This is a genomic window from Arthrobacter sp. Marseille-P9274, from assembly GCF_946892675.1.
In the GTDB taxonomy this organism is placed as follows: Bacteria; Actinomycetota; Actinomycetes; order Actinomycetales; family Micrococcaceae; genus Crystallibacter.
The window spans coordinates 718027-736670 of record NZ_CAMPOV010000002.1 but is presented as its reverse complement, the minus strand read 5'-3'; the positions used below and the strand labels follow the sequence as shown (position 1 = coordinate 736670).

The 18644-nt window shown below is 66.8% G+C and carries 15 protein-coding genes; 11 read left to right on the top strand and 4 right to left on the bottom strand.

What is annotated here, in order from left to right:
* Window positions 1-74 precede the first annotated feature (74 nt).
* The 3 genes from OC550_RS16595 to OC550_RS16585 are packed head-to-tail and all read left to right on the top strand — an operon-like array spanning window position 75 to window position 4737.
* A complete protein-coding gene (locus OC550_RS16595) occupies window positions 75-1790 on the top strand; it encodes a thiamine pyrophosphate-dependent enzyme (RefSeq protein ID WP_262107019.1) in 1716 nt (571 codons plus the stop codon).
* Window positions 1787-3460 carry an amidohydrolase gene (locus OC550_RS16590; protein WP_262107018.1) on the top strand — a complete coding sequence of 558 codons (1674 nt, stop codon included), beginning with the start codon at window positions 1787-1789 and terminating at the stop codon, window positions 3458-3460. The genes OC550_RS16595 and OC550_RS16590 overlap by 4 nt, the downstream gene beginning before the upstream one ends.
* Complete coding sequence (locus tag OC550_RS16585; RefSeq protein ID WP_262107017.1) at window positions 3457-4737, top strand: M20 family metallo-hydrolase; 1281 nt, start codon at window positions 3457-3459, stop codon at window positions 4735-4737. Before OC550_RS16590 ends, OC550_RS16585 begins: the two co-directional genes overlap by 4 nt.
* A 98-nt stretch (window positions 4738-4835) precedes the next feature.
* On the opposite strand, the gene ggt is transcribed toward OC550_RS16585, so the two are convergent.
* Window positions 4836-6659 carry a gamma-glutamyltransferase gene (gene ggt, locus OC550_RS16580; RefSeq protein WP_262107016.1) on the bottom strand — a complete coding sequence of 608 codons (1824 nt, stop codon included), beginning with the start codon at window positions 6657-6659 and terminating at the stop codon, window positions 4836-4838.
* A 621-nt stretch (window positions 6660-7280) separates the two neighbouring features.
* On the opposite strand from ggt, the gene OC550_RS16575 reads away from it, so the two are divergent.
* The 3 genes from OC550_RS16575 (at window position 7281) to OC550_RS16565 (ending at window position 9927) form a co-directional block, all read left to right on the top strand.
* Window positions 7281-8186 (top strand): M20/M25/M40 family metallo-hydrolase, encoded by a 906-nt coding sequence (locus tag OC550_RS16575; protein ID WP_262107015.1) that lies wholly within the window; start codon window positions 7281-7283, stop codon window positions 8184-8186.
* Between the two features lie 229 nt (window positions 8187-8415).
* Complete coding sequence (locus OC550_RS16570) at window positions 8416-9522, top strand: glutamate--cysteine ligase (RefSeq protein WP_262107014.1); 1107 nt, start codon at window positions 8416-8418, stop codon at window positions 9520-9522.
* A gap of 243 nt (window positions 9523-9765) precedes the next feature.
* A complete protein-coding gene (locus tag OC550_RS16565) occupies window positions 9766-9927 on the top strand; it encodes a hypothetical protein (protein ID WP_262107013.1) in 162 nt (53 codons plus the stop codon).
* Window positions 9928-10155: 228 nt separating this feature from the next.
* Here the strand turns inward: OC550_RS16565 and OC550_RS16560 are convergent, their stop codons facing one another.
* Window positions 10156-10893, bottom strand: coding sequence for a polysaccharide deacetylase family protein (locus OC550_RS16560; RefSeq protein ID WP_262107012.1), 738 nt, complete (start codon window positions 10891-10893; stop codon window positions 10156-10158).
* Between the two features lie 229 nt (window positions 10894-11122).
* Between OC550_RS16560 and OC550_RS16555 the strand changes: the two genes are divergently transcribed.
* The 3 genes from OC550_RS16555 (at window position 11123) to OC550_RS16545 (ending at window position 14056) form a co-directional block, all read left to right on the top strand.
* Window positions 11123-11686 (top strand): dihydrofolate reductase family protein, encoded by a 564-nt coding sequence (locus OC550_RS16555; RefSeq protein ID WP_262107011.1) that lies wholly within the window; start codon window positions 11123-11125, stop codon window positions 11684-11686.
* A gap of 1200 nt (window positions 11687-12886) precedes the next feature.
* Window positions 12887-13387 carry a GNAT family N-acetyltransferase gene (locus OC550_RS16550; protein WP_262107191.1) on the top strand — a complete coding sequence of 167 codons (501 nt, stop codon included), beginning with the start codon at window positions 12887-12889 and terminating at the stop codon, window positions 13385-13387.
* Window positions 13388-13780: 393 nt separating this feature from the next.
* A complete protein-coding gene (locus OC550_RS16545) occupies window positions 13781-14056 on the top strand; it encodes a hypothetical protein (protein ID WP_262107010.1) in 276 nt (91 codons plus the stop codon).
* Window positions 14057-14378: 322 nt separating this feature from the next.
* On the opposite strand, the gene OC550_RS16540 is transcribed toward OC550_RS16545, so the two are convergent.
* The gene (locus tag OC550_RS16540; protein WP_262107009.1) at window positions 14379-15413 is read right to left on the bottom strand and encodes a LacI family DNA-binding transcriptional regulator; all 1035 of its coding nucleotides are present in this window, start codon (window positions 15411-15413) and stop codon (window positions 14379-14381) included.
* Between the two features lie 164 nt (window positions 15414-15577).
* On the opposite strand from OC550_RS16540, the gene OC550_RS16535 reads away from it, so the two are divergent.
* Together OC550_RS16535 and OC550_RS16530 are read left to right on the top strand one after the other, a co-directional pair.
* Window positions 15578-16513 (top strand): dihydrodipicolinate synthase family protein, encoded by a 936-nt coding sequence (locus OC550_RS16535; RefSeq protein WP_262107008.1) that lies wholly within the window; start codon window positions 15578-15580, stop codon window positions 16511-16513.
* Between the two features lie 123 nt (window positions 16514-16636).
* The gene (locus OC550_RS16530; protein ID WP_262107007.1) at window positions 16637-17935 is read left to right on the top strand and encodes an Nramp family divalent metal transporter; all 1299 of its coding nucleotides are present in this window, start codon (window positions 16637-16639) and stop codon (window positions 17933-17935) included.
* A 310-nt stretch (window positions 17936-18245) separates the two neighbouring features.
* Here OC550_RS16530 and OC550_RS16525 read toward each other — a convergent pair whose 3' ends face one another.
* Window positions 18246-18635, bottom strand: coding sequence for a tautomerase family protein (locus OC550_RS16525; protein ID WP_262107006.1), 390 nt, complete (start codon window positions 18633-18635; stop codon window positions 18246-18248).
* Window positions 18636-18644 lie beyond the last annotated feature (9 nt).

The window sequence follows — 18644 nt, the reverse complement described above, 5'->3', positions numbered from 1 at the left end:
ATCGTTTGCAGACTTACCGCGAACACCGCCAGCACGACTTCCACACCAGCACCAAACGAAGGAACCAACGCTTCATGTCCAGCACCGCCGGCCACCTGATCGTCAGCCAGCTCGAGCAGCACGGCGTCCGCCGCGCCTACGCCGTCCCCGGGGAGAGCTTCCTCGACGTCCTCGACGGGCTCTACGACTCGCCCATCGAAACGGTGGTCTCCCGCCATGAGGGCGGGGCCGGGTTCATGGCCCTGGCAGAGGCGCGGCTCACCGGCACTCCCGGCATCGTCATGGTGACCCGCGGGCCCGGGGCGGCCAACGCGATGATCGCCGTCCACACGGCCTGGCAGGACGCCACCCCGCTGGTGCTCTTCGTGGGGCTGATTCCGGTGGCCGACCGGGAGCGGGACTCGTTCCAGGAATTCAGCCTCTCCGGCTGGTTCTCCACCACAGCCAAGCGGGTGATGGTGCTCGACGATGAACACCGGGCCGCCGAGATGGTTGCGGAGGCGATGCGGCTGGCCGTTTCCGGCCGGCCGGGTCCGGTGGTCATCGGGCTGCCCGAGGACGTGCTGGTCCGGACCACGGAGGCCCGGCCCGTGCCGCCGCTCGCGCTTCCGGCCGCCGCGCCGGCGCCCGCCGCGATCGATGGACTCACGGGCCGGCTGGCCGCCGCCCGGCGCCCGCTGCTGGTGGTCGGCGGGGACGGCTGGACGGGGGAGGCCGCCGGGGCCGTGGCCCGCTGGGCCGAGGACGCGAACATCCCGGTGGCCGCGGACTGGCGGGCCTACGATGCCGTGCCGCACGCCAGCCCGGCCTGGGCAGGATGGTTGGGCTACGGCCGGGCGGACACCCTCGCGGAGAGGCTGGACGAGGCTGACCTGCTCGTCTTCGTCGGGTGCGGCCGCTCGGATGTGCTCAGCGACGGGTACACCCGCGGGCTCGAGGCGAGCACCGCCGTCGTCCTTTCCGATCCCGACGCCGCGACCCACGCGGGCCGCATCGACCAGCACATCCTCGCCGGCCCCGCCGCCTTCGCTGCGGCGCTGCCGGACGCCTCCGCGGCCCGCGGCGCACGCGGACCGGAATGGATGGACGCGCTCGCGGCCGACCAGCGGCGCTACGCCACCGCCCGCCCGGACTACGGCCCCGGTGACTCTGCCCGCGGCGTGGACCTGGGCGAGGCCTTCGGCGTGCTCGAGCGGGCGCTGCCCGCCGACCGGATCGCCACCTACGGTGCCGGCAACGCGACCATCTGGGGCCACCGCTACCTGAGCCACTCCGGGCCGGGCACGCTGGTCGGCCCGCGCAACGGCGCCATGGGCCTGGCCGTTCCCGCCGCCGTGGCCGCGGCGCTGGTCCATCCGGAGCGGCAGGTGGTCGCCGTGTGCGGCGACGGCGACTTCCTGATGAACGCGCAGGAGCTGGCCACCGCCGTCGGCTACGGTGCCGCACCGCTGGTCATCGTGGTGGACAACGGCATCTACGGGACCATCGTGCAGCACCAGCAGAAGCACTACCCGGGCCGTCCCTCCGGCACCTCGATGGCCAACCCGGACTTCGCCGCGTGGATGCAGACCTTCGGCGGGCATGGGGAGCGGGTGGAATCCACCGGAGACTTCGCGCCCGCCCTGGAGCGGGCGCTGGCCAGCGGCAGGCCGGCCCTGCTGCACCTGCTCACCGACCCCGCAACGATGCCGCCGAGCCAGGCCAACGCGGCGCTGCAGGGGGACATTAACGACGACGGCGCGGAGCAGGCTGAACTGGCCGCCGCTGCTTCCGAAGGGGCGGGCGAATGAAGCTGGACCTGATCCTGCGCGACGCTGACATCATCACGCTCGATCCCGTGCGGCCGCGCGCGCAAAGCGTCGGCGTGCTGCACGGACGCATCGTCGGCTTCGACGAGAAGCTGGCCGGCTGCACCGCCGCCCGCGACGTCAGCCTGGGCGGTGCCGCGGTGGTGCCCGGCTTCATCGACGCGCACTGCCACACCACCTGGTGGGGGCTCGGCCTGGACGCCGTGGACCTGAGCAAGGCCCGCGGCCTGGAGGAGCTCTACGCGCTGCTCGAAGCGGAGGCGGAGCGGCTCGCCGGGGAGCCCGGCCGCTGGGTCCAGGGCACCGGGTTCAACCAAAAGCACCACGGCGGCGCCTTCCCCGACATCCGGCGGCTGGACGCGATCACCGGGGACCGGCCGCTCTACCTGCGGCACACCTCCGGCCATCTCTCCATCACCAACACCGCGACCCTGCGGCTGGCCGGGGTCTTCGAGCCCGGCTTCAGCAACCCGACGGGCGGCGCCGTCCTTCGCAGCGGCGATGGCTACCCCACCGGTATCGTGGAGGAATCCGCGCAGGCCCTGGTCCAGAACCTGCTGCTGCCGTACCCCGTGGAGCAGATCGTCGACGCGCTGGACGCCGCTACCACCCGGTACGCCGCCGAGGGCATCACCAGCTTCACCGAGGCCGGGATCGGCGGCGGCTGGATCGGGCACAGCCCCGTGGAAGTGCAGGCCTACCAGGCCGCCCGCCGCGCCGGGAAGCTGCATGCACGGGCCCAGCTCATGCCGGCGCTGGACGCGCTGCGGCCGCTGGAAGCCAACGCCCGCGACATGCACGGCACCGGCTCCGGCCGGGGGCTGGATCTGGGTGCGGTTGCCGGTTTCGGCGACGAACACCTCTCGCTCGGACCGATCAAGGTCTTCATGGACGGCTCGCTGCTCGGCGCCACCGCCGCGGTCACCGAAGACTTCTGCGGGCACCAGCACAACACCGGCTACCTGCTCGACACCCCCGAGGCCTACCGCGAACGCATCGACGCGGCCTACCGAGCCGGCTGGCCGGTCGCCCTGCACGCCATCGGCGACGCCGCGATCGACCTCGCCATCGAGATCATCACCTCCTGCCAGGACCGCTACGGCCGCAACGCGCTGCCCAATCGGATCGAGCACTTCGGCATCGCCCGCCCGGACCAGGTCGCCGCCGTGGCCGCCGCCGGCATTGCGGTGACCCCGCAGGCCTCCTTCATCTCGCCGCTCGGCGACCAGATGGCGGCACTGGTGGGACCGGAGCGGGAAGGCTGGCTCTATCGCGGCCGCTCGCTGGTGGACGCAGGCGTGCTGCCGGCCGGTTCTTCCGACCTGCCGGTGGCGGACAACAACGTCCTCCGCGCCCTGCAGTCCAGCGTGGACCGGCGCACCGAGCGCGGCCTGCTGCTCGGCGGCGCCGCCGAGGGCCTCACTCCCGAAGAGGCGCTGCGCAGCTACACGGAATGGGCCGCGATCGCCACCGGGACGGAGGCCGACAAGGGCACCCTGCGAACCGGCAAGCTGGCTGACTTCGCCGTCCTGTCCGGTTCCCCTCTGGACGCCCCGGACATCGCCGCGCTCGAAGTCCTGGCCACCATCGTCGGCGGCGACTTCACGCACGACCTCATCACCCAATCCGCACTGATCGGAGCAGACTCATGACCAGCATCGCCGCTTCAGCCGCCCGCACCGAGGTCGACCCCGGCCAGGCCTTCCTCGCCGACTTCCGTTCGATGAGCACCTTCGGCGCCACCGCCGGGGGCGGCGTGGACCGGCAGGCCGGAAGCATCGTCGATGGGCAGACCCGCAACTGGTTCCGCGGCCTCGTCGAGGGGCACGGCTTCGAGGTCCGCTACGACGCCGTGGGCAACCAGTTCGCGCTGCTCGAACTCACCCCCGGTGCCCCGTACATTGCCGTCGGCTCCCATCTTGATTCGCAGCCGCTCGGCGGCCGCTTCGACGGCGCCTACGGCGTGCTGGCGGGCGCCCACGCCGCCATCCGGCTCAAGGAGCGCTTCACCCAAGGCGACGAGACCGCGAAGTTCAACATCGCCGTCGTCAATTGGTTCAACGAGGAAGGCTGCCGATTCAAGCCCTCCATGATGGGCAGCTCTGTCTTCACCGGCAAGCTGCCCGCTGAGCAGGTGCTGGCCACCACGGACCCGCACGGCACCACCGTGCGCGAGGCGCTGGAGGCCATCGGCACCGTCGGCGACTTCACGCTGGACGTGGCCGCCTACCTCGAAATCCACATCGAGCAGGGCCGCTCCCTCGAGGACGCGGGGCTGACCATCGGCCTGGTCGAATCCACCTGGGGCGCCAACAAGTACGAGTTCGTGGTGCACGGCGAGCAGGCGCACACCGGCGCCACCATCATCGCCGACCGTCACGACGCGCTGCTCGGCGCTTCGCTGCTGGTGGTCGCCGCCCGCGACATCGCCGACGAATTCTCCACCGAGGAGCACGCCGTCATCACCTCCTGCGGCGAGCTCAACGTGTTCCCGAACTCGCCCGTGGTCGTGGCCAGCCGGGTGAACCTGCTGGTGGACCTGCGCAGCACGGACGCCGACGTGCTGGCCGCGGCGGACGCCGAACTGCACCGCCGCATCGCCGCCATCGAGCAGCGCGCCGCCGTGAAGATCGAGCGCGGAGCCGAACACGTATGGGCCTCCAAGGCCTACGACGAGGCCGGCATGAAGCTGGCCGCCGAATGCGCCGAGGCCCTCGGCCTGCCGCACGGCACCGTCCGCACGCTGGCCGGGCACGACTCGACGAACATGAAGGACAAGGTCCCCACGATCATGCTCTTTGTGCCCAGCGTCGAGGGCATCAGCCACAACGAGAAGGAACTCACCAGCGACGAGGACATGCTCGCCGGCCTGGACCTGCTCACCGAACTGCTGGGCCGCGTGGCCGTCGGGGAATTCGTCCGGCCGTAGCGGCGCGGGCCGGCTCGGCGGCGGCGTTCGCGAGTGGTGCAAAGCGAACCGCCTAGCGCGGTCGACATGCCCGGCCAGTCCACCGGGCACACCGAGGCTCAGGGCGACGGTTCGACTACCATTGCCGAGCCGCCGCCGCGCCTCACGGGTTCGGCCGCGGCGATCATGCTCCCGTCGGACAGGAACTCGATTGCGGTCGCAGCGCCGATCTCTGCCGCCGAGCTGAACGAGTCCCCGGACGGGACGAGCTTGTGGCCGTATCGTGCCAGCTCGCTCTCATAGGCGTCGATGAACTCCGGCTCGGCCGTGACGTCGGGGGTGTTTCGCTGCGCCGCCCGCGGGGCCGCAATCGCCTCCGGGATGTCCATCTTCAGATCCACCCGGTTCAGGATGGTCTGCAGCACGGTCGTGATGATCGTCGAGCCGCCCGGCGAGCCGAGCGCGAGGAAGGGCTCGCCGTCCTCGAGGATGATGGTCGGCGACATTGAGGAGCGGGGGCGTTTCCCCGGGTCGATCCGATTCGGGTCGGCTGGGTCATACACGGTCGTGAAGTCGGTCAGCTCGTTGTTGAGCAGGAACCCGCGGCCGGGCACCACGATGCCGGATCCGCCGGTCTGCTCAATCGTGAGGGTGTACTCGACGACGTTTCCCCACCTGTCGGCGACCGTCAGGTTCGTCGTCGAGATGTTCTCGGTGTCCTCCTCGTTGGCCGGCGCCGCCGCGGAAGCCGGGCACACGCCGTCGTACGAGGACACGTCCCCGGGCGCGACAGGTTTCACGGCAGCCCGCTGCGGGTCAATGTGGCAGGCGCGCTCCTTGCCGAACAAGGGGTCCGTGAGTTCGTCGGTGGGAACTTCGACGAAAGCCGGGTCGCCAAGGTACTTGCCGCGGTCGGCGAAGGCAAGCGCGCTTGCCTCGAGGTAGTGGTGCAGGGCGTCGGGCGCGGACATCTCGGAAAGGTTGAACGTATCCAGCATGTTCAGCGCCTCGCCGACAGTGGTGCCTCCGCTGCTCGACGGCGCCATGCCGTAGACATCCAGGCCGCGGTACTCCACGTGGGTCGGAGCCTGATCCAGGGCGCGGTATGCGGAGAGGTCCGCCGTCGTCATGTGGCCGACCGGGACGGGCAGGGGTGTGGTGGCTGTCTTCGGCGGATCCTGTACGGTGGCCGCAATTTCCGCCGCAAGCGGCCCACCATAGAAGGCTTCCGTGCCTTCCTTCGCGAGGAGCCGGTACGTCTTCGCGAGATCCTGGTTGCGGAATACACTGCCGACGGCGGGTGCGTCGCCGCCCGGGAGGAAGAGACTGCTCGTCGAGGTGAAGGCGGCGAAGCGGAGCTCGTTGTCGAGGGTCTGCTGGCGGAACGTTTCATCGACGACGAAGCCGCGATTGGCGACCTCGATGGCAGGCTCGAGCGCTTCGCCGAGGTCCAGCGTTCCCCACTGGTCGAGTGCGCTCTCCCAGGTGGCCGGGGTGCCGGGTACGCCAACCGAGACGCCGCTGGTGACGAGCTCCGGGGTGAAGCGGTAGGGCTCGCCGGTCGCGGGGTCGATGAACGCGTCGTGCGGCATTGCCGCGGGTGCGGTCTCGCGGCCGTCGATCGTGCCAATATTCCCGGTCTCCGCGTTGTAGAACATGAAGTAGCCGCCACCGCCGATTCCTGCGCTGTACGGTTCAGTCACGCCGAGTGTCGCCGCGGCGGCTACGGCGGCGTCCGCCGCGTTGCCGCCCTCGCGAAGGACCGAAACCGCCGCCGCTGATGCTTCCGGGTCCACGGTACTGACTGCGCCGCCATACCCTCTGGCGGTCGAACTCTTGTCGGGGTCCGCCTGATCGGCGAATGCGGGGCTGGTAGCGACGCCGCTGCTGGTCATGACCAGAGCCGCCGCGAAGGCCGCGAACCGACATCTCACGTGTGCCATGATTGCTCCGGAGTGAGGATGATACGGGTTGTCGATAGGGGCCACGCTACTCCCTGCGGTCCGGTCACTCAATGCTGCCGCATTCTCATGCGAAGGGAGCGGGCCGGCAGCTGCAGCCGGCCTCCCAGTAACGGTCATTCGCACCCGGTGAGCGAAAGACGACAGGGCCGCAAGGCGCCGAAAAGGCTTCTTTAGCGGAGCGGCTCACCCATGAGCCTTTCCCGCCATCGTTGCCGTCCTGTTCCATAGCTTTTTCACAGTTTGGCCACAGTAGAGTCTTATGGCCCGGCCCGACCGTGGAGGTACTGCAAGCAATCCTGCTAGATCCCATCGTCCGAACCATCGTGTAACAACAGCTCCGGCCGCCGGTTCCGCTGCAGAATCGCCTGCTGCCGGGTCCACCAGACAACCGACCCGCGTCCAGGACGCAGACTTGGGGGAGTCGACATGCGACGTGCAGAATCCGTTCGGCAGCGTTTCCAAAACCATTCTCATCACCGCACCCGGCTGTGGACCGTTGCACTGTGTGCGGCACTGGCCGGCGGCGTTGTCTCATGTTCGGGCGACCCGCGACCGCCTGTGGTCGTTGAGCCCCCGCCTGACCCGACTTTCGTGCGCGAGGTGGTGGAGCCTAGTGGACTGACGCGGCACCTGGAGGCACTGCAGGCGGCTGCGGACGCGAACGGTGGGAACCGGGCCGACGCCACCGGGGGCTACGAGGCGTCCGCGGCGTACGTCGAGGAGCAGTTGCGGGCGGCGGGGTACGAGCCGCGGCGGCAGGAGTTCAGCTATGGCCGGCGCAACGTGGACGCGTTCAACATCCTGGCCGACACCGGCAGCGGTTCCGGGAGCGTGCTGGTGCTCGGCGCGCACCTGGACTCGGTCGAGGAGGGGCCCGGGCTCAACGACAACGGCAGCGGGGTCGCCGCGGTGCTTGAGGTCGCGCTGCGGCTCGCTGCGGAGGGCGCCGTGCCGCGGGAGCGGATTCGGTTCGCGTTCTGGGGCGGCGAGGAGGACGGAATGCACGGCTCGGAACACTACGTCGAGGAGCTCTCCCGCGCGGAGGCCGCCGCGCACGTCGCGTACCTGAACGTCGACGTGGTGGGCTCGCCGAACGCGGTGGTGTTCGTGTACGACGGCGACGGCTCGGACAGCGAGGAAGCCGGGCCCGAGGGGTCGGCCGCCGTCGAACGGGTGTTGCAGGACATCCTGCGTGCCGAGGGGGTCGAGGCGCTGCCGTTCGGGTTCATCGCGGATTCGGACTACGACGCGTTCGTGCAAGGCGGCATCCCGGCCGGGGGCCTGTTCACCGGCGACGCGGGGACCAAGAGCGAGGCCGAGGCGCGCGTGTTCGGCGGGCAGGCCGGGGTGCAGTACGACGAGTGCTATCACCGGGCCTGCGACACCATCGGGAACGTCGACATGGCCGTGCTGGAGCAGATGACCGAAACGCTCATGAGTGCGACGGTCTCGCTCGGCGGCATCGAGGGCGGCCTCGCCGAGGGCGCGCAGGAGGGCGCCGGCTGAGCCGCTTGCACATGCGGGTCCTCGGCGGATGAGGATGAACAGGTCGGTGTGGCCGAAGGGTCGGTGAAACCCTCCCCAAGAAACCAGCTACACGTGTGAGAGCCCCCTAACCCGTCTCGCGTCTGTCCGGCAACCGGTTTCGGGCAGGCGACTCCCCATAGTTTGGTCCATCCACCTCGATGCCGCGGATTGGTGTGTCGGGGTTTGGGTGATGTTTTAGGCTGAGCCGGTGCGTACTTTCGGTGTCGAAGAGGAACTCTTGCTGGTCGAGGAGGGTACCGGTGCCATCACGGCCCGGGTGGAAGAGGTTCTGGGCCGGGGCGGGTTCGAGGAATCGGGCATCCGGCTGGTGTCGGAGCTGCAGATGGAGCAGATCGAAGTAATCACTCCGGTGCATTCGCGTCTCGACGAGTTGGCCGAAGACATTCTCAGGGGCAGGTCTTTGGCTGATGGCCAGGCTGCCGCGGCGGGGGTACGGGCAGCGGCGTTAGCGACGCCGGTTCTGCCGTTTACACCGCACCTGTCTCCCGTGCCGCGGGTGCGCGCGATGGCGGAACGGTTCGGTCTCATTGCCCGTGAACAGCTGACATGTGCCTGTCACGTGCACGTGGGTGTCGCCTCGGATGAGGAGGGCGTGGCCGTGCTTGACCGGATCCGCAACTGGCTTCCGGTGCTCATCGCCCTGAGCGCGAACTCGCCGTTCTGGCAGGGCCGCGATACCGGTTATGGCAGCTACCGGATCCAGTCCCTGGGGCGGTGGCCAATGGCCGGACCGGCCGAGATTTACGGGTCCGTAGATATATACCGTCAGTGTCTGCGGGCCATGCTGGATACGGAAGTGCCTATTGATGAGGCCATGCTTTACCTGGATGCGCGGCTGTCTCGTAATTATCCGACCGTGGAGATCCGGGTGGCTGACGTGTGCCTGTATCCGGATGACGCGGTACTCATAGCGGGCTTGTGCCGGGCTCTGGTGGAGACCGGTGCCAGGGAATGGAATGCAGGGGTGGCGCCGGTTCGCGTTCCCGCGGCCGTCCTTCGGTTGGCCGCTTGGCGGGCGAGCAGGACGGGCATTACCGGGGAACTGCTTCACCCGATTACCGGTGTTCCACGGCCGGCAGGCGAGGTGCTGGAAGCGTTGATCACACACCTGGTACCGGCATTGGCCGACAGCGGAGATGACGAGCGGGTCAAAGCGCTGCTCAAACAGGTCATAGCCAGGGGAACCGGCGCCCGGTACCAACGCCGGGCTCTGGAACAGACCGGCACGCCGGCAGGCGTCGTGAAGGCCGCTCTGGCAGCCACTCACGGCAGCCGTCCGGGCGAGCGGGCATGAGGCTTGCCCATGCTCGGGTTCCCGGGCTGTGGTCATCGTCGTCGATTATCCTCAGGCCTGGGGAGAGCCATAAGCCGATAGACGCTTCCACCCATCAGCAGGAATCCCAGGACTCCCAGGACAATGGTCTGGTAGCTATGCCAACGATGAGCAGTACCAGTCCGCCAACGGCGGAGAGGACACATCTCCACGCCCATGGCGCATGAAGAGATGGCCGGGCCGGACGGAGACGGATATTGCCACATGATCGAGACCTCCGCGGCACGACGCACCGGCCCCCTCGGACGTTGCCGGCGCCGCGGCTTTCCTGCTTGGGGGGACGGTTCCTTCGTCACCGGCTCCGACCTGCTGATCGACGGCGGCGTGATTGCAGCCATGCGGAACGAGGAGTCGGCCGCCCGTTAGCGGAGACCGCCTCGTCCCGAGGGCCCGGGTGCGGGATCCGGCGCTGCAACGGGGCCAGGCCCCGTACCTCGCGGGACCACCCGACTCGTAACCGACCGACCACCCTCCCCGAGGCACACCGTGCTCGGTCTTGAACTCGTCGTCATTCTAGGCGTTGCCGTCCTTGCGTGCAGCGCCGGCCTTCCGGCCGGCAGTACGGGGCGGCTTCTGGGATGGTGGCTGCAGCCCCTAGCAGGGAAGCCTTGACGGTAGCCGAACGGGACTGGTGACGACGGCGCCTTTGGTGTCGTCCCCGCGCCAGGCCCGGCAGACCTTCAGCCCGCGGTCGGCCAGCCTGGATTTGATCTTGCCGATGGCGTCCGGATTGAAACCGTTCCACTGCATGTGCATCAGGATGGTGCCGCCCTTGGTGGCGATCTTCGCCACGGTGGAGACCACCTGCGCCTTGGTCTTGCCGGTTGTGTCATAGCTGCCCCTGGTCCACAGCCACGGCTTCATGCCCGCCTGGCGGTAGCCGCAGCGGACCGAGTCATCGATCCGGCCGTATGGCGGGCGTCCATAGTTGGTGACGACGCCGGGCGCCCGCAGCTCACGGGCCACCGCGGCGCAACTGAGCGTCTTCATGTCCCCGCGGTGGTGGATGCTGTGGTTGATCACGTACTGGCCATAGGACCGGGCCAGTCTCGCCAGGTCGACGTCGTATTTCTCTTTGTACTTCACCAGGCATCCGCCCGTGGGTGCGATGACCAGACCGATGTTTGCCTTTTTCGCGTATTTGATCACCTCCTCAAAGGAGGTCAGGGTCTTGGGGCAGTCGTCATAGCTCAGCACCACCCGATCGGTGTGGTTGGGCCCCCGTGCCTCGCTCTCCGTCCAGTGGATGGCCGCGCGGGCGCTGGGCACGAATCCGGCGGTGATGAGACAGACGGCAGTGGCTAAGGTAAGCAGAATCCGGCGGGCACGCATGGCGTTACCGTCCTTCCCCCTCACGCCGCAGGGCCGGAACCGTGATTCCCGGTTCGTGGGGCCCACACGGGTGAGGGAAGTATGGGGCAGGCACCTTGGAAAAAGCTTCGGGATATGCCAAGGACCTGCCGATTCAATTCCGGCCGGCGGCGATTGCCCACCGATGAGTTTGTTTACCCCGGCGCGCCCGATCTATACGCTGGAGACCGACTGACGGAAGGCTGGCCCCATGCGGAAACTGATCTACGGCATGAACCTGACCCTGGACGGCTACATCGCCGCGGCCGGCGACGACATTGGCTGGAGCGAGCCGAGCGACGAATTGTTCCAGTGGTGGCTCGACCAGGAGCGGGCGAGCGGCCTGTCGCTGTACGGGCGCAAGCTCTGGGAGACAATGAGCTCCTACTGGCCCACTGGCGACCAACAGCCTGACGCCACCCCGGCGGAGATCGAGTTCGCGCGGAACTGGCGGGACACGCCGAAGGTGGTGTTCTCCTCGACGATCGACAAGGTCGACTGGAATACCCGCCTGGTTACCGGCGACGCGATCGCCGAGATCACTCGGCTCAAGGCCGAGGACGGCGGCCCGATGAGCATCGGCGGCGCAACGCTCGCCGGGGCGGCAATGCGGGCCGGGCTGATCGACGAGTACACGATCGTGACCCATCCGGTCCTGGTGGGCGGCGGCACGCCGTTCTTCACCGCGCTGGACAACTGGGTGAACCTGGACCTGGTGGAGACGCGGACGTTTCCCGGCGGCGTGGTCCTAACCAGGTACGAGACGAGGCGCTGAGCGCGATTCCTCCGGGCGGATCCTCAAAACTTGTTCTGCTGGAATAACTGTAAACGCTTGCAAAGCAAGCTTTACCTGCAATAAATCGCCCCGCAGCACACTCCCGGGTGTTTCGAAGAAGCCAGTCGCCGGTGAGAATCCAGAGGACCACACGACATCAGCTGGGCCGAGGGAGATTGCGTTAATCACCCTCAAGGGCCCGCGAGAATTTAGGCGGCTGTTATCGGTGGAGGCCACACCCGTTCACGTGCGCCGTTTAGATCAAACTCGCGCCTACTCGACACAAGATGGGGGTCCTCGGGCCACCGACGACGCCGTGCGGGATTGCCGGAGGCCACCAGTAACGACTTCCGGCTCGGAGGCATGGGGCGTGGGGCGTGGCCTGATAACAGGCCAATAACGCGGGTGGCGCTACCACTGACGGACCATCACGCACTCAAGGGGGAGGCAGATCATGTGGGGATGCATGCGGATCGGTACTCGCGCTATGGAACGGCCATGTTAGGGGCAGCGGCGGCCATGCCCGGCTGGGCCTGGTGGGGAATCACCCTTGTCCTGTTCGCGGGCTTCGCAATGTGGCGTGCGCGGCGCCGACTGCGGACAGGAATCGACGGGTCATCCGGAGAAGCAGCCGGCGGCTGGGGGGCGCCTGATCGCCTGGCCATGGGTGGAGTGTGGTTGAGCGTTCTCCTGCTGTTTATTGGCGCTGTTCTGGACCTGGGCAACATCGACCTTGGGCGGAGCCTCGGCGGCCCCTGAGGTCCTCTTCCCCGGGACCGTAGCAGGACCGGTTTCGCCGGTCCTGAGCGCCCGCGTGTTGTCGAGGAATACCTGCGCCTTTGAATATGGGACTCCGCCAAGTCATCGTCCCGGGCTCGACTCTGCCCAGGTTCAATGGCCAAATGCTGACTGTAGAGGAACCTCAACCAGTTTCACTGGCGGTGCCGCAAAAGGTAAGCCAGTATCTCCAGTCAGGGGCAGGAGGGAGCAGGGCTCCGAGGACAGCGTTCCGAGACTTTCCGGAGGGGACGGTCTGCACATGTGCCGCCGCCACCGAACATACGCGCTGTTATCGGTGTGTGGCTAGGTATTGTGATGACGTGGTCGGCGCTGCGGTGCCCGGACCTCGCGCGCCCGGGCCTTACCTCACTACGCTGAAGCAGAGAGGCATTAGTGACTGCTGCAGAAGGAACGGTGCAGATGCAGCTTCGAACAGCCACGTCGGATGATCTGGGCGCCTACTTGCACGGCGGGCGGGAGTCCCTGGCTTCTGTCCTGGGAGTCAGCATCCCGGCCGGCTGGCCCGAGTACCCCTGGGTCATTGAGTTCACACTCAAAGCACTGCAAGAGCATCCAAGCCAGGCGGGGTGGTGGATGTACTACTTCCTAAATCCGCAGGCTGGCGTGCTGGTCGGATCCGGTGGCTACAAGGGTCCGCCCAAGAACGGGACAGTCGAAATCGGATACGAGATCGCGCCCGGCTTCCGGGGGCAGGGATATGCCACCGCTGCGGCCCGTCAGCTCGTGGAGCTTGCCTTCAACACGGCGGAAGTGGCGGTGGTCGAGGCCCGCACACTCCCGCACATGACCGCCTCCGCGACGGTCCTCACGAAGTCCGGTTTCGTCCGCCAGGGCCTTGTTCCCGACGATCAGATACGGCAGGCGTGGCTCTGGCGGAGAACGCGCCCGAATCGGGCATGACGCGCTCGCTGCCGGGGAGGGAACGGCCTCCCAAAAGTGCCAGCTGCATCCGAGGTGGGACACCGTGCAGGAAAGACACATGCGCCGTTATCGGCGCTCCGGTTCGCTGCCTGCTTCGGTGAGCTCGGGGTGTGGCGCCGTCATCGCTCGTGTGACCTTGGGTCTGCGGGCGTAGCGGAGGAGGCGGCTTCCCCGATCAGTTCCCCTTTGTCGACGAGCTGGCCCCGGCCGACGGGCTGAAAAAGGGGTTGTGATTGAAGACCCGATGGGTCACAGTAATAAGCATCCTTAGGATTCGTGCTGCGGCAGTGAACTGCACGCGCGGATCCGCCACAGGCGCTCCGATCCGGAACGGCTTGGATTGGTGCGCCCGATCCCAAAGGAGTACATGCCATGACACCACACCCCCAGCAGCCGCTGACCGATGACAGCATCAGGGTGCGCCAGCTCAGCCACTACCAGTTCAGCTGGGTGGCCGGCGATCCCGGCGCCCCGGGTACATGGACATTGCAACTCGTCCTTGATGAGGGAGCCTGGGAAGAAGTGCTGACGATCGACGCCGATGACGCCGATAATCTCCAGGATCTGCTCTCCACGGCCGAAACCGTGTTCTATGACATTAGTCGGCAAACACTCATGTTCGGGACAACCAAGGCGGGACGTCACTGAAGAAGGCACCCTGGTAGATGGCGGCTCCGCGCTGAAGTCGGCTGCTTGGCTCCAGCGCCGCTTGCATCGTCTCTTTTGCTCCTGTCGCCGGGTGAAAATTGGACCCACTGCAGCTGATATGTACGGCAGGGAGAGCTCAAAACATAGGCGCCGTTATCGGCGTCGGTGCGATCTCCGCATCGGAATCGCCTATCACTCATAGATGAGGAGTGCGGCAATAGTTGGCGCCAAAGCATGGCGCCGACGTTCAACTCGCGGGACGTGGCCCGGTAAACCTGGGTGTCTTGGCCATTCATATGTGTGAGGCGTTCCCGGGTTCACCTTAGGAGGGGCTGCCAGTGTGCTGTCGCGGTGGCCCGCTCGATTCTCGCGGGATAAGTGTGGGGATAGTTTTCCTGATCCTCGGCTCCTGGTTGGGGTTGGTGAGGAGTTCGATGGCTGTTCTGGCGACTTGGTCCAGGTGGACGTGGACGGAGCTCAGGGGAGTGGGGAGCCTGGAAGACAGCGGGGTGTCGTTGTAGCCGACGAGTGCCAGGTCAGGGCCGATTTTCAGGTTGTGACGGTGGGCTGCTGCCATGATTCCCATGGCGATGTTGTCATTGGCGGCGAAAAGGGCGGTTGGCCGTTTTCCGGTCTCCTGGGCCAGGAGCGCCTCTCCTGCAGTGAATCCGTCTTCGATGCCGTAGCCGGCCGCGATGAGCCAGGGTTCGCGCGGGGTGATGCCTGCTTCGTCTAACGCCTTGCGTGCGCCCGCGAGGCGGGCAACTCCGGTGGAGGTGAAGGACGGCCCGGTGACAACGGCGATGTCGCGGTGGCCCAGGTCGATGAGGTGGCGGACGGCGAGGTAGCCGCCGACTTCATCGTCACCGAGGGCCGAAGGGCTTACGCCGTCGGTGCGGAGCACCAGGGCGTGTGCGACGTTGCGCTGGCGCAGGAGGCGGGGCAGTTCATCATCGAGGCGCGCGGTGGCCAGGATCAGCCCGTCGACGTTGCGGTCCAGCAGGGTTTCGGCGGCACGGCGTTCGTCGTCGGGGTCGTCTCCGCTGGTGGCGACCATGGCGAAGTAGCCCCGGGAGGATGCGGCTCGTTCGAGCTCTTCGAACATGATTGCCATGACGGTGTCGCTGAGCCGGGGAACGAGTACGCCCAGGGTGCGTGTTTCGCCGCGGCGGAGGCTGGATGCGAAGGAGTTGCGGCGGTAGCCGAGGTCCTCGGCAACCTTCCTGACGTGGGCTGCTGATGCCGAACGCGAGTGTGTCCGTTCATCGAGCGCGCGGCTCGCTGTGGAGATACTCACGCCGCTGGCGGCGGCAACGTCCTTGAGAGTGACGATGGTGCCAGGGGCGGCCGGTTCCATGGCTGTTCTCCTCTGTAGCAGGGGTCTAACAGACACTCTATTCCTCCTCTTGCAAACGTTCTCTTGACAGTGACGTGGGACACGTTGCAAACTTGAAAACGTTCCCGCAAACGATTTCATTCTAGCGGGATCGCCGACCATCACTGAAGACAGAGGTAGCTGACATGACCATCGATCTCCGCGGGCTGGTCCCCGCACCCGTGACCCCGTTCAACCGCGACGGCAGCGTCGACGTTGCCGCCATCCACCGGCTGGGCGGCTGGCTGGCCAGCGTGGAAGGCGTCAAGGGCCTGGTGGTTCTCGGCCACGCAGGCGAGGGAACCTTCCTGACCCAGGACGAGCAGGCACTGGTCATCCGCGAGTTCAAGAACGCCGTCAACGGTGAGATCCCGATCATCGCCGGCATCACCGGTGAGGGAAACACCGTCGCCGCCCTCGAAGCCAAGCGTGCCGTTGAAGCCGGTGCTTCCGCAGGCCTGGTTTATCCCTCGCACGGTTGGCTGCGCTTCGGATACCAGAAGGGCGCGCCGCAGACCCGGTACAAGGAAATCTTCGAAACCTCCGGCCTGCCGCTGATCCTCTTCCAGTACCCGGATGCCACGAAGGCTACCTACGACCTGGAAACCCAGCTGGAGATCGCCGGCATGGAAGGCGTGTTCGCCACCAAGAACGGCGTCCGCAACATGAAGCGCTGGGACACCGAGATCCCCGTCCTGCGTGCGACCTACCCGGACCTGCAGATCCTCACCTGCCACGACGAATACCTCCTCCACACGATGTTCGACGTCGACGGCGCCCTGGTCGGTTACGGCGGACTTGCCCCGGAGCCGCTGGTGGAACTGATCGCCGCAGGCAAAGCCAAGGACTACACGGCAGCCCGCGCGATCCACGACCGCCTCCTGCCGGTCACCAAGAACGTCTACCACCGTGGTTCCCACATGGAAGGCACGGTCGCGCTCAAGGAAGGCCTGGTCGCCCGCGGCATCCTCGAGCACGCCACCGTCCGCCCGCCGCTTCTGCCCCTGGCAGAAGGTGCTGGCCGGGAGATCGCCATCGCCCTGAAGTCGGCAAACCTGGGCAACGTCACCGCTACCGTCTGATCCTCGGCTCCTTTGGATCCTTACGGGTGGCGGGCCCTTAGCCCGCCACCCGTTCCCCAGCCTCTTACTCTCCACCCGGTCAAGGACGACCCAGCAGTATCGCTGTATAAGGAGGACTCGCCGATGCGCGAGCACAATAGGACCATCGCCCACCCCGGAACCAGGGAAGAACAGATGGCAAACCAGCAAGGAAACCAGGCCCAAGGCGCCACGAAGAAACGTCGCACGTTCCTCGGATACCTTGCCCTCATGGGCCCGGCCTTCGTGGTCGGAGCCTGGCAATTCGGGCCGGGAAACCTCACCACCGCCGTGCAGGCAGGCAGCCGGTTCGACTACACCCTCGTGTGGGTCATCGCCGTCTCCACAATCCTCATGATCTTCTTCACCGACATGAGCGTCCGCCTCGGCATCTCGACCCCCACCTCCCTGATCACGTCAATCAAAGGCCACCTCGGCAAATGGATTGGCGTGCTGGCAGGCTTCGGCGTCTTCGGCATCACGCTCATGTTCTCCGTCGGCAACGCCGTGGGATCCGGCCTGGGACTCTCCCTGATTTTCGGCGGATCGCCTGTCCTCTGGACCGTGGTCTGCACCGCCGCCGTCGGCTTCGTCCTTGCCTTCCGCAACGTCTACGGCATCGTGGAGAAGGCACTCCTGGTCATCGTCGTCCTCATGGGCCTGGCCTTCATCGCCAGCACGGTAGTAGCCCAACCCGACTGGTACCGGGCCATGTCGGGCATGGTTCCGAGCCTGCCGCCGGGAAGCGAAATCCTCATCGTGGCCCTGGTCGGCACCAACTTCTCCATCAACGCCGCCTTCTACACCTCCTACGGTGTCAAGGAACACCGCCGCACGCGCTCCGACTACCGCGACATCACCCTCGTGGACACCATCCCCGGCATCGTCGCACCCGGCATCATGACCGTCCTCGTCATCATGGTCGCCGCCGCCGTGCTCGGCAAAACCGGCGCGGAAGCAGGAACCATCGGCGCCCTCGCCTCCGTCTTCACGCCCCTGGCAGGTCCCACCGGCGCGATGGTGTTCGCCCTCGGCCTCTCCGGGGCAGCATTCTCATCCATGATCGCCAACGCAACCGCCGGCGGCACCATGATCTCCGACGCCCTCGGCCGGGGAGCCAAAGCGGGATCACCGACCGCCCGCATCTTCACAGGAGTCATCCTGGCCTTCGGCCTGGCGGTCACTCTCACGTTCCAGGCCTCGCCCGTCGGCCTCATCGTCATCGCCCAGTCGCTGACAGTCCTCATCGCACCCCTGCTCGGCGTCCTAATCGTCATCATGGCCAACAAAACATCCCTCATGGGAGACCTCCGCAACAAGTGGTGGCAGAACCTCTTCGGCGCCATCGGGCTCATCGCCATCATCGCCTCCTCCATCCGGCTCATCACCACACTGCTCGGCTAAGACGCAGTCCAGGATCAGCAGACACGACGAGTGCCCCCACCGAATGGTGGGGGCACTCGTCTGGGACATGGTCCGCCTGCTGCTGCCCGATGTGGACGGCGGTCGGGGCCCCGATGCCTGAAGCCCTGTGAGCGTAAGGCCGCCGGCGAACCGGAAAACTCGCCCTTGCCTCGTCCAGCCTCAGGCGAAGGATCAGCAAGACCACGAATCGTACGAGGAGATCCCGATAGACATGTGCCAGAAAGCAGCACAAGCTGCGGAACTGGCTTACGCATGCGCCGTTATCGGCGCTTCGGGAAGGTCGGTTCCTTTAGAGTTCACCGGTTAGGAATTGGGCTGTGGCGCGGCCGAAGGACCAGTCTGCGGCGTCGTTCTCGGTGATGGTGACGATGAGGTCATCGGGGTTGATGCCGCAGTTCTTTTGGAGTCCTTCAGCGAGGAGCCGGTACAGGTTTTCCTTGGCGTTCCGGGGGCGGCTTCGGCTGGTGAAACGGAGGATGACGAGGTTTCGGGTCCGGGTCAGCCCGAGTCCGGTATCGAGGGCTGTGATCTCGTGCGGTTGGTGCTGAGTCAGGATCTGGTAGCGGTCTTCGGTCGGGACGTCGAAGGCTTCGACCATGGCGTTGTGGATGGTATCGAGGAGGGTTTGAATTTCTTCCCCGGTCCGTCCTTCGATGACGTCGATGTTGATCAGTGGCATGGGTTTGTC

Bases quoted from the DNA above. Each gene is read 5' to 3' on its own strand.
- OC550_RS16595 (WP_262107019.1), top strand. From the start codon at position 75: ATGTCCAGCACCGCCGGCCACCTGATCGTCAGCCAGCTCGAGCAGCAC.
- OC550_RS16590 (WP_262107018.1), top strand. From the start codon at position 1,787: ATGAAGCTGGACCTGATCCTGCGCGACGCTGACATCATCACGCTCGAT.
- OC550_RS16585 (WP_262107017.1), top strand. From the start codon at position 3,457: ATGACCAGCATCGCCGCTTCAGCCGCCCGCACCGAGGTCGACCCCGGC.
- ggt (WP_262107016.1), bottom strand. From the start codon at position 6,659: ATGGCACACGTGAGATGTCGGTTCGCGGCCTTCGCGGCGGCTCTGGTC.
- OC550_RS16565 (WP_262107013.1), top strand. From the start codon at position 9,766: ATGATCGAGACCTCCGCGGCACGACGCACCGGCCCCCTCGGACGTTGC.
- OC550_RS16560 (WP_262107012.1), bottom strand. From the start codon at position 10,893: ATGCGTGCCCGCCGGATTCTGCTTACCTTAGCCACTGCCGTCTGTCTC.
- OC550_RS16555 (WP_262107011.1), top strand. From the start codon at position 11,123: ATGCGGAAACTGATCTACGGCATGAACCTGACCCTGGACGGCTACATC.
- OC550_RS16550 (WP_262107191.1), top strand. From the start codon at position 12,887: ATGCAGCTTCGAACAGCCACGTCGGATGATCTGGGCGCCTACTTGCAC.
- OC550_RS16545 (WP_262107010.1), top strand. From the start codon at position 13,781: ATGACACCACACCCCCAGCAGCCGCTGACCGATGACAGCATCAGGGTG.
- OC550_RS16540 (WP_262107009.1), bottom strand. From the start codon at position 15,413: ATGGAACCGGCCGCCCCTGGCACCATCGTCACTCTCAAGGACGTTGCC.
- OC550_RS16535 (WP_262107008.1), top strand. From the start codon at position 15,578: ATGACCATCGATCTCCGCGGGCTGGTCCCCGCACCCGTGACCCCGTTC.
- OC550_RS16530 (WP_262107007.1), top strand. From the start codon at position 16,637: ATGCGCGAGCACAATAGGACCATCGCCCACCCCGGAACCAGGGAAGAA.
- OC550_RS16525 (WP_262107006.1), bottom strand. From the start codon at position 18,635: ATGCCACTGATCAACATCGACGTCATCGAAGGACGGACCGGGGAAGAA.